Origin of the sequence: Pseudoalteromonas sp. SG41-5 (assembly GCF_014164495.1) — a bacterium.
Lineage (GTDB): Bacteria > Pseudomonadota > Gammaproteobacteria > Enterobacterales > Alteromonadaceae > Pseudoalteromonas > Pseudoalteromonas rhizosphaerae.
In genome coordinates, this window is the sequence record NZ_JACJFH010000077.1 from 15554 (window position 1) to 25769 (window position 10216).

Sequence of the window (10216 nt, forward strand, 5' to 3'; positions counted from 1 at the left end):
GAGGGCGTCTACTCTTTTGCTTGTTGTTGAATTGCAGTTTACGCAAGCATCATGTTGATTTCCCTATTTGGTTACTAATTTTAGTAATGATTGAGCCAGCCCATTTTGAGCTGGCTTTTTTTATGCCTGTTATTTGGCGCATGCAGTATTGTTTTATCAATTTTAAATTTATTTTGAACTAAAGTAGTTTGAGGGCGTCTACTCTTTTGCTTGTTGTTGAATTGCAGTTTAAGCAAGCATCATGTTGATTTCCCTATTTGGTTACTAATTTTAGTAATGATTGAGCCAGCCCATTTTGAGCTGGCTTTTTTTATGTCTGCTATTTGGCGCATGCAGTATTATTTTATCAATTTTAAATTTATTTTGAACTAAAGTACCTTGGGGGCGTCTACTATTATGCTTGTTGTTGAATTGCAGTCAACGCAGGCATCATGTTGATTCCCTAGTTTTAGTTACTTATTTTAGTAATATTAGGCCAGCTCACCTTGAGCTGGCTTTTTTTATATTTCATTCTTTTACTTATCCCTTTAATAAACAATTGCTGTAATAGTACGTAATGTTTATTTTGCCTTTTTGTTTCTAAAATACTGTTATCTGGCCGCAATTGTTTGCGGATTAACCCATGAATACATTGAATGTTAATTTTTTGTTTTATTTTGATTTGGTTGTGTCTATTATAGAGAATTGGTTGTAATATCAATAGTTAGACACATACCTCATCATTCGATAAAAGGTAGTGAAAATGGCTTATTTAATTAATAAACATACAAGTGAATATTGTTTTTTATATGCGCATCATAGTTTTGGGCGCTTTCAATATTCTGTAGATACACTTGTCAACGATCTGAGTGTGTCGAAAATACACACTATTATTGAGTGGTTGAATGGTAAGTGGTATATCCGTGACTTAAGCCTGAATGGTACTTGGTTAAATCATAAGCGTTTGGTGAAGGATGACTCTGAAGAACTAAGTATTGGCGATAAAATTTATTTTGCCGGTAATTCAGAGGTCACTTATGTGGTTAAAGATCTCAGTGCTCCTACAGACCAATTAATCAAGTTAGATGACGAGCAAAGTCAAACAGCCGAGACAATTAAGCTTAATCATTACCACCTATTGCCTGAGCAGCAACCTGATAGCGTGGTTGTTTTTGAGCAAAGTAGCGGCCAATGGTTGTTAGAATCATTACACGATGATGAGTTTACGATACGAGAAGTCTTAGAAGATCATAGTATTATTACCTTAGGTGGTGAACAATGGATGTTTCTTTCTAGTCATCTGGAAGTTGCAACCCAGATGAGCTCCGTACCACAATTGTATATTAGTGATTTAGACTTTATTTTTAACCTAAGTTTGGATGAAGAAACATCAGAATTAAAAGTTCAACATCACAATAATAATAAAGATTTTGATTTGCATGTTCGCTGCCATCACTACTTAACCTTAAATTTAGCGCGCTATAGAGCTTTAGATGCTAAAAAAGGAGTATTACCAGCTAACCAAGGTTGGGTAAATACGGAGCAATTAGTGAAAGATTTAGGTGTCGACATGCGCTATTTAAATATACAGATACATCGTGCTCGCAAGCAGTTTTCAGAAGTTTTAGTAAATGTTCATGATGCTGAAAATATCATCGAAAGACAATTGCGAAAAGTACGGTTTGCTGGCGCATCCTTTATGATTTATAAAGGGTGTGAATTAGAGAGTACCTCGGATGTCGTTAGAGCATGAAACAGTATTAAAATTTAATAAAGTCATCACTAACTATAAATTAATTAAACTACTTAACCAAGGAGGTATGGGAAGTGTGTATCTTGCAGAGGATACACGTTTAAAGCGCTATGTTGCGATTAAATTATTAAAGCCTACTGAGCACTCAATAGAACATAGCGACCCCTTGGTTGAAGCGCAGCTGCTTGCTCGTTTAAATCACCCTAATATTGTACAAATACATGATGTAATTTTATATGAGCAGCAAATTTGTATTGTAATGGAGTACTTAAAAGGCAAAACATTACAGCAGTTTCAACATCAGCACGTCACCACACTCTCCGAAAAGCTTAATTTATTAGCACAACTGTGTGCTGGTCTAACCCATGCCCATAGTCAAGATGTTATGCATTGTGATTTAAAGCCTAGCAATATTTTAATTGATAAAAATGAATTGAAAATCACCGATTTTGGTATTGCAACATTACAAAATAAGCCGCTTGGTGAGCAACGTGATGAATCCAGTTGTGGCAGTGCTAGTGCGATGTCGCCTGAGCAGCTTAATAAACAGCCGTTAGATTTTCGCAGTGATTTATTTTCTTTTGGTATGCTGGCCTATATGTTTATTAGTGGCCGTCATCCATTTGGTGAAGGATCTGCGCAAACGATTGCTAATAATATTGCCAACGGTAAAGAGTGTAATGCACATGAGATCATTCCCAAGTTACCTAATGAATTATGTGATTTACTAAATCAATTATTACAACGAAAAAAAGACCGCCGCCCTGTTGATGCTCAAAGTGTAGAGCGTAAGTTACAAGCCGTTATTATAGCTATTAAACAGCAAGAAATTTTGGCGCAAGACACAGTTCCACTAGAGCAACTCGCATTACAAAAAAAAGCGCCTAAAAAGGCTGTTTTTTTAGGGACTTTGCTTTGTATTGCCGTGGTTGCAACAGGCTTAATGTATAAGCTGCAAGTACATAAACCAGCAGAGCACTATGTTGCATTTTTACCTCCGGTGGTAAAATCAGCCGCACTGTTATCCGCAGATACAAATATGCTCAAAGCCACAATTGATGATGCTATTAGGCAAAGTATTATTAATAGTAAGCAGTTAAATCTTATTTCGCAGGATGAGGTTGCGCTCATTTTACAAAGCGGCAATGCTAAACTTACTTTTACAGATAAGTTACATAAATTAAAGCAAGCAACGGGTGCACAAGAAGTGGTGACCGCTGAGCTTAATTGCATGCAACCGCAATGCTATTTAACGTTAGTTCGGCTCGAGGCGCCAAATTGGACGGTAAAAGCGCGTAAGCAATGGCCCATTGTAATTGATAGTTATAATCAGATGTACCATTTAAGCAGTCAGCAATTAACAGCGCTTTTCCCTGATTTTGATAGTAAATATATTGCAATGGCGCAGCTTAGTGACAAAGAACAAATAGAACATATTGAGCTTTATCAAAAAGTGCAGCAAGTTGGTGATTACACTGATCAATTATTTATGCGTATTAAAGAGGCTATAGAACAAACCCCGCAGTTATATGCCAACTATGAGTTATTACGTGAAGTCGCCCTGAGTTTATATCAGCAATCACAGCAAGCAGAGTATTTAAATATTGCCAGTAAATTACTTTTTAACTCACCAACTGCGTATCAAAACACCCCTGCATTTGCTACAAATGCAATGCTAATCGCGGTTGCTAGGCAAGATTGGTTAACTGCGAAGCAGTATTTAGCTAAAGCTGAACAAGTTGGAGCAAGTTCTACCGCTCTTTATGAACTTAAAGGTTTATTATATTTACAACAAGATCAGTTGCCTGAAGCACAGCAGGCGTTTGAACTTGCATTAAAAATACGAGCAAATCCAATAATAAAGCAAAATTTAGCGCAAGTATTATGGTGGCAAGGTCAAATTGAAGAGGCAAAGCAGCTGCTTAATGAAGTTATAAGCTTAAGTTCTCAAAACTATATGGCAAATCAATTACTGGCAGATATAGCCCTAACAGAAGGTGATTTAGCCATTGCTATAAAGCAATATAAACAGGCAATTGAGATTAAACCTGATAGCATAGATTTAAGTAACTTAAGTATTGCTTATTCGTTACAAGGAGAGTTTTCGCAAGCATTAATAGTTGCCCAACAGGCGGTTGATATAAACCCAGAGCATATCAGCTTTCGCCTTAACCTAGCTGATATTGAAAAGGTTTTAGGACTTAGTGAGTCATATCCGGCTAATTATTTAAAGGTAGTTGAGCTGGCGCAAGATCAACACACCCTTGATAGTTATTTAGAAGTCGCACAAGCATACAGCCAACTCGGCGAAGCTAAACTTGCCTTGCAAGCACTCAATAAAGCAATAAGTATTGCGTCAGATCATAATGAATATGTGTTTACAGCAGCACTTGTATATAGTGTGATTGGTGAATATCAGTCAGCGTTAATGTATATAGAAAAGTCATTAATGATAGGCTATCACCCGATGTGGTTTAATTTACCCTGGTTTAAACCTTGGTGCCAAAAAGAAGAGTTTATTGCGTTAATGCAACAATATGACTCTTCTTTTCGTTGTGCTAGTGCTTTATATTAGTATGTAGCACCAGGCCTACGAACAACAATTTTAGGATCTTGTGACATATAAATTTTGCCAGAAGGCACATGTTTAGCTGTATACCTAAACGAAATAGGTAAATACTCAGTTTCTTTGCCTTCGGTTACTTCAACAACTTTTTCAAGATTGTCTTTATCTACACCGTTAAATTCATAGGTCGGCTCTACTTGAGCAATTCTTAAAACTAAAGTGTCGTCATCAGTGATCTCGGTAGATATATTATATTGGCAATTGCTATCTGCACCACAATATTCAACACCATTCCCATAAAATTCCCAATCGGCAGCCACTGACGGATCTAGGCTGATAATAAGTTCTACGTATTGTCTTTTTTCAGTGCTTATGAGATCGTTTTTTCCTGCATTATTAAACAAAACACTCAGCGACTCAGTCGGATTTGTTTCGTTATTAAAAAATGTTAACCAATTTTCTTGTGTATGAGGTAAAACAGTCAACGTTTTAAGGGAAAAGTAGTTATCTGCTTTACATTGCACTTCAATATTTGGGGTTTTGATATCGTTCATTTTTTCAGTCCTTGTATTGTTGTATAAGTAAAACCACTTGTTGGTTTTTATTATTGTTCTGAGTGTAGAATAAAATTGTTTATATAACTAATTAAGATGGGTCTTTTGTAATGCTCTGTAATGATTTTTAGAGTCATAAAAAAGTAAAAAAACCTATCGTGGTATTTTTAGATTGGCTATCATGAAGTGTCTTTTGGTTAATTAAAGTTTATTTATGTATATACAGTTACTTACAAACATTGATTGGGTAAGTGTTGGGATTGGTTTTAGTGTTGGCGCGGTGCTTTTTAGTGTTATTTATGCAAGTCGTGGTAAGCGACTAACAGCAGAGCTAAGTGAGCAGCAGCAACAACTAGCTTTATTGCAAACACAGTCCAATGAAAAACAGCAGCAATATACTTCCTTGATAGATGAACACGATTTACTTAAGCAAAGCCACCAAGAACAACGCGACGAAACTCAGCACTATAAAACCCGCTTCACTGAGCAAGAAAAGCAAAGCCAGCAATACAACCATTATTGGCGCAAGGCTGAAGCTGATTTAACAACACTACGAAGCGAATACAATGCCCGTGATGTTGAGCTCAATAATATGCGCACTATGCTTGAGCAAAAGCAAAGCCATTTTGAGCAACAGTTACAACATATTAAAGAAAGCAAAGAGCAACTTAAAAAAGAATTTGAAAACCTTGCTAATCAAATACTCGAAGAAAAATCGCAAAAATTTAAAGTCCTTAATCAAGAAAGTATTGAGCAGCTGTTAAAACCTGTCCAAGGTGAGTTAAAAGGCTTCAGGGATAAATTGGAATCAATTCATGTTGAAGATCTAAAACAACGTGAAGCTCTGAAAATAGAGTTATTACATCTACAAGCGAAAAGCCAAGCAATCACTGAGCAAGCAGACAGGCTCAGTAACGCATTACAAGGGCAAAAGAAAACCCAAGGTAATTGGGGCGAACTCATGCTTGAAAACGTGTTAGACAGCGCAGGACTGCGCGCTGGTACTGATTATAAACGCGAGGTATCGTTTAATACCGAAGAAGGCCGCCTGCGCCCTGACGTGGTGGTGTATTTGCCTCAAGGTCGGCATTTAGTGATTGACGCTAAAACTTCGCTAAACGCTTACACTCGCTACGTAAATGCAGATAATGAACTGCAGGCTCAACAAGCAATTAGAGAGCATGTTGAGGCTGTAAAAGCGCGTATTAATGAGCTGGCGAGTAAATCATATGATCGCTTACCAGGGCTTAACTCTCCTGAAGTGGTGGTGATGTTTGTGCCGATAGAATCAGCTTTTGTTGAAGCTCTTAAGTATCAAAGTGATATTTATCAACAAGCGATAGAAAAGAACATTCTGGTTGCCACCCCCACTACCCTCTTAACCAGCTTAAATATTGTGAAACAGTTATGGCGTTTTGAAGAGCAGACTAAATATTCAAAAGAGTTGTCTAATCGCGCGGAGCGTTTTTATAGCAAGCTCAACGGCTTTTTAACCAGCATGGAAGGTGTTGGTAAACAGTTAGATAAAGCCAAAGAAAGCTACGATAAAGCGTTTTCGCAGTTATATCGCGGTAAAGGCAACCTAATAAAACAAGCCTCAGAATTTAAAGAGCTTGGTGTATCAGTACAAAAAGAACTACCCGCCGAAACGTTAGAGCGGGCGCAATTAGAGCTAGACGAATAAGGAAATTGTATGCAGATCATACGTGGTAAAGAATTCACCGCAGCAAAGGCATGGGGAGCTAAAAATATTGCCAATATGAATGGCATCACTACCCGTTTACATTGGACTGATAAACCCTATAAATGGCATATTAATGATGGCGAAGAAGTCTTTGTGGTGCTTGATGGAGTCGTTGAAATGTTTTACAAACAAGATAGCGAGACGCACTCAACTGTACTGCAAAGTGGTGACATTTTTTATGCCTCAATAGGCACTGAGCACGTAGCCCACCCTATGGGTGAAGCGCGTATTTTAGTGATTGAAACGCAAGGTAGTGTTTAAGCTGCTAAAGTTTGATATTTAATTGCTGGGCTTTTTAGACCAGCTTGTATAACCTTTACGGCAGCTAGCCAGCTAGAATCGAATTGGATCAACAAATAATTATGAAAGATTTTATAAATAAAGGAATTGTTAAGCTAAAATCGACATCTAATAAAGTGTTTGATGAATTCAATAAAGGCTATGTATTTGCAAAAGAAATGATTGATGGTCTGCCTATTTTTATGTCATTTGAACGATTTGGTACGCAAACCCCCACGTCATTTGATGAAAAGCATTATTTTGTAATTCCTTTCGCACTATCGGAACATCAATTCGCTTTACACACCATGCGTTATTTACCAAACGGCGTACCTGAGATTAATAACTTACCTAAGCGGCGTATTTTTCATTTTCCTAATGAGCATGCTGAGGCCGGACTTCGCCATTACATGCTAAATAGCGCTGATGCAATTATGCGTGATCAAGCTTTGGGGCAAACTAATTCATTACAGTCGCTTGCTAATGATATTGATGCCTTAGATAAAAAACTCACCTACGGAATGCTTTTGGTGGGCGGCTTAGCGGCTATTGCAAACCCATTGGTGGGAGCCAGTATTGCGGCCAAAGCTATGCTGCCAAGCATCACTGGCCTACTGAATAAATACGGTGTGCGTGCCTCTGCCGATAAATTGTCTCAATATCAACTTGAAAAAGAAATCAAAGTAGCCCAAAGCAATATAATTGCAGAGTTTGAGGCCGCAAATACGCTACAGTTGATCAACCCTATTTTACAAGAGTTAGAGTTAACTCTTAGAACGACTGAAGCTGAGCACGATCCTATCAGTTCTTTTAATTTAGCTGATGGCTCGCTATCAGAGTTTAATGACGATAAATGGCGTGAGTTAACAGAAGTTGCGATCTGCCATGTTTATAAAGATGTCTATGATGATCCCTCATTACATAAACAAGCAAACTTAGATGCAAAAGACTTAAGGTGGTTAAAGTTAATGTTTGATGCAAATGACGTTAAGGTAAATAGTTTATGAACATTGGTATCTACATTTACGATGATGCAGAAGTGCTTGATTTTTCTGGCCCATTTGAAGTGTTTAGTACTGCAAAACGTTTGGCAAATAATAACTGGCAGGTATTTTTTGTGGCAGAGCATGCCGGGCCGGTAATTGCCCGTGCAGGTTTTAGTGTAAACCCCCATTACAGTTTTGCTGATCACCCTGCTATTGATTTGCTGATTGTTGTAGGTGGTGTGCATACCCATGAGCTTGAAAAACCAGCCGTAATAAACTGGATACGAGAAACCGCTGGTGCTGCTAGCAAAGTTGCCTCGGTGTGCACAGGCGCTTTTTTACTGGCCAAAGCGGGTTTACTTGATGGTTTAACGGTGACAACGCATTGGGAAGATCAGAGCGATCTTGCTGCCATGTTCCCAGCTCTAAATGTGATCGCAAATAAGCGTTGGGTGTCACAAGGTAAATTAACTACTTCTGGCGGTATTTCTGCGGGTATTGATATGAGCTTAGCCCTAGTTGCAGAGCTAATAAGCCCAGCACACGCAGAGCTAACAGCAAAGCAAATGGAATATCAGTGGCATAAAAATGTTTAAAGCCGCTGTTGAATAAATTCGTGCATGTAATCACGTAAACAAACCGCTTTTTTACTAAGTAAACGGCCGCTTGGCCAGATAGCATAAATTTCGCGATTATGGCTTTGCCATTGTGGCAGCACCCTGACAAATTCTCCCGTTGCCAGCTCGTTTATAATTTCAAATCGAGGTAATAAGCCGACCCCTTGATGATCTGCCACTTGGTACTTAACAAAACTAGTATCGTTATAAATACTGCTAAAGCGGCACATATGTGTATAGCTTGCTCGCGTAGTTATGTGGGTGAGTGGCCAGTTATTTCTCAGCGTTGTGCCAATTAAGCGATGTTGTTTAAGATCGCTAGGTTCAGTGAGCACGGGTGCATTGGTTAAATAGCTTGGGGTCGCTACTAAAATAGAGTCGGCTTCTGCGAGCTTTTTTTGCTGTAATAACGAATCAGCTTGAGGGCCGATCCTGAGCGCTAAATCAGCTTGGTTTTTAATAATATCGTCAAGTTGATTACTTAAAATCAGCTCCAACTGAATATCAGGGTATTTCTTGCAAAACGACAACCACATCGGCTTTAAAAAACCATGACAGATATTCAGTGGCGCGAGCACTTTTAGCTTACCACTAAGTTGTTCTTTTTGTTGATTAAGTTGATAACGAGTTTGTTCAAATTGCTCAACTAAGTTGGCATAACTTTGATAGTACACCTGTCCTTGTTGTGTGAGTGTGCATTGGCGTGCAGAGCGATGCAGCAGTTTTTGCCCAAGGCGAGATTCAAGGCGCTGTAAACGCCGCGTAACTGTTGCCGCAGGCAGCGATAAATACTCCCCCGCTTGAGACAATCCTCCTTGTTGTACTATGTGCACAAACAGCACTATATCATCTAGCATGATTCCACTTTTGCAATTTAAGTTTGATTAAAGCTTTGTATTTAACGTTTTTGTAAGTCTATATCATAGTGACTTAGTTTTCAGCAAAGGGTGACATTATGTTTTCAGCGATTGATTGGTTAGCAGTGATCGTTATAGGGAGCGGTGCAACCGCGATACTTGATCTGTGGGCGTTGCTACTTAGTAAATTTGGTATTAGCTCTTTAAACTTTTGTATGGTGGGGCGCTGGCTATGCTTTATGCGCTATGGCAAGTGGCAACACCTAGCTATTAATAAAGCCGCTGTGCAACCGAACGAATGCGCAATTGGTTGGTTTAGTCATTACTTTATCGGGGTTATTTTTGCGCTGCTATTTTTATTACTGATGCCAGATAACTGGCTTGCAGCGCCAAGCTTAATGCCTGCGCTGTTGTTTGGGCTGCTTAGCGTTGTTATCCCGTTTTTTATTATGCAGCCTGCGCTTGGGCTTGGCATTGCTGCAGCTAAAACGGCAAAGCCAATGGCTGCAAGGCTCAAAAGTGCACTATCGCATGCAATATTTGGTATTGGCATGTATTTAACTGCGGTTGCGCTGTTACAGTTGAAGGGGGGGGAATGCAGGCTGAATATTGGTTAAAGCGCTGGCAAAGCAATGACATTGGTTTTCATGACGGTAAAGTAAACCCTAGTTTAGATCGTTATTTTACTAACTTAAATTTACCTGCTAGTAGCCGTGTGTTTATCCCTTTGTGTGGCAAAACAGTCGACATTCATTATTTGCTTAATAAAGGCATGTACGTTGTGGGTGTTGAACTCAGTGAGCTTGCTGTTCGGCAGTTATTTATTGAGTTAGCGCTCACGCCAAAAGTAACTAAGCACGGTTTACTTAGCGCGTATCAGG

Annotated in this window: 10 protein-coding genes and 1 pseudogene; 9 read left to right on the top strand and 2 right to left on the bottom strand. The window is 38.8% G+C overall.

Features of this window, described 5'->3' with window-relative positions:
• From H5232_RS23940 to H5232_RS17215, 3 genes are all read left to right on the top strand, one after another.
• Positions 1-182 (top strand): hypothetical protein (locus H5232_RS23940; RefSeq protein WP_220496087.1); only part of this gene is annotated, 182 nt, incomplete at its 5' end.
• Positions 183-742: 560 nt separating this feature from the next.
• A complete protein-coding gene (locus tag H5232_RS17210) occupies positions 743-1732 on the top strand; it encodes an FHA domain-containing protein (protein ID WP_182717283.1) in 990 nt (329 codons plus the stop codon).
• Entirely contained in the window at positions 1716-4307 is a 2592-nt protein-coding gene (locus tag H5232_RS17215) for a serine/threonine-protein kinase (protein WP_182831233.1), read from the top strand. The genes H5232_RS17210 and H5232_RS17215 overlap by 17 nt, the downstream gene beginning before the upstream one ends.
• Here H5232_RS17215 and H5232_RS17220 read toward each other — a convergent pair.
• Positions 4304-4852 (bottom strand): hypothetical protein, encoded by a 549-nt coding sequence (locus H5232_RS17220; RefSeq protein WP_182831234.1) that lies wholly within the window; start codon positions 4850-4852, stop codon positions 4304-4306. The two genes, H5232_RS17215 and H5232_RS17220, sit on opposite strands and share 4 nt — an antisense overlap.
• A 214-nt stretch (positions 4853-5066) precedes the next feature.
• Here H5232_RS17220 and rmuC point away from each other — a divergent pair, with 214 nt between their 5' ends.
• The 4 genes from rmuC to H5232_RS17240 all read left to right on the top strand — a co-directional run bounded on the left by rmuC (position 5067) and on the right by H5232_RS17240 (position 8457).
• Positions 5067-6536: a DNA recombination protein RmuC gene (rmuC, locus tag H5232_RS17225; RefSeq protein WP_182831235.1), complete on the top strand. Its 1470-nt coding sequence runs from the start codon at positions 5067-5069 to the stop codon at positions 6534-6536.
• A gap of 9 nt (positions 6537-6545) precedes the next feature.
• Entirely contained in the window at positions 6546-6857 is a 312-nt protein-coding gene (locus H5232_RS17230) for a cupin (protein ID WP_182717287.1), read from the top strand.
• Positions 6858-6958: 101 nt separating this feature from the next.
• A complete protein-coding gene (locus tag H5232_RS24330; RefSeq protein ID WP_259400149.1) occupies positions 6959-7882 on the top strand; it encodes a hypothetical protein in 924 nt (307 codons plus the stop codon).
• Positions 7879-8457, top strand: a complete 579-nt coding sequence (locus H5232_RS17240; protein WP_182831236.1) for a DJ-1/PfpI family protein — start codon at positions 7879-7881, stop codon at positions 8455-8457. The genes H5232_RS24330 and H5232_RS17240 overlap by 4 nt, the downstream gene beginning before the upstream one ends.
• Here H5232_RS17240 and H5232_RS17245 read toward each other — a convergent pair.
• A complete protein-coding gene (locus H5232_RS17245; RefSeq protein WP_182739320.1) occupies positions 8454-9335 on the bottom strand; it encodes a LysR family transcriptional regulator in 882 nt (293 codons plus the stop codon). The two genes, H5232_RS17240 and H5232_RS17245, sit on opposite strands and share 4 nt — an antisense overlap.
• A 98-nt stretch (positions 9336-9433) precedes the next feature.
• Here H5232_RS17245 and H5232_RS17250 point away from each other — a divergent pair, with 98 nt between their 5' ends.
• Positions 9434-9952, top strand: a complete 519-nt coding sequence (locus H5232_RS17250) for a DUF2938 domain-containing protein (protein ID WP_182739321.1) — start codon at positions 9434-9436, stop codon at positions 9950-9952.
• Positions 9931-10216 (top strand): annotated as a pseudogene (locus H5232_RS17255) (thiopurine S-methyltransferase); the annotation flags it as partial. The gene H5232_RS17250 and the pseudogene H5232_RS17255, both read left to right, overlap by 22 nt.

Excerpts from the sequence above, each read along its gene's own strand:
- H5232_RS17210 (WP_182717283.1), top strand. The coding sequence starts at position 743 with ATGGCTTATTTAATTAATAAACATACAAGTGAATATTGTTTTTTATAT.
- H5232_RS17215 (WP_182831233.1), top strand. The coding sequence starts at position 1,716 with ATGTCGTTAGAGCATGAAACAGTATTAAAATTTAATAAAGTCATCACT.
- H5232_RS17220 (WP_182831234.1), bottom strand. The coding sequence starts at position 4,852 with ATGAACGATATCAAAACCCCAAATATTGAAGTGCAATGTAAAGCAGAT.
- rmuC (WP_182831235.1), top strand. The coding sequence starts at position 5,067 with ATGTATATACAGTTACTTACAAACATTGATTGGGTAAGTGTTGGGATT.
- H5232_RS17230 (WP_182717287.1), top strand. The coding sequence starts at position 6,546 with ATGCAGATCATACGTGGTAAAGAATTCACCGCAGCAAAGGCATGGGGA.
- H5232_RS24330 (WP_259400149.1), top strand. The coding sequence starts at position 6,959 with ATGAAAGATTTTATAAATAAAGGAATTGTTAAGCTAAAATCGACATCT.
- H5232_RS17240 (WP_182831236.1), top strand. The coding sequence starts at position 7,879 with ATGAACATTGGTATCTACATTTACGATGATGCAGAAGTGCTTGATTTT.
- H5232_RS17245 (WP_182739320.1), bottom strand. The coding sequence starts at position 9,335 with ATGCTAGATGATATAGTGCTGTTTGTGCACATAGTACAACAAGGAGGA.
- H5232_RS17250 (WP_182739321.1), top strand. The coding sequence starts at position 9,434 with ATGTTTTCAGCGATTGATTGGTTAGCAGTGATCGTTATAGGGAGCGGT.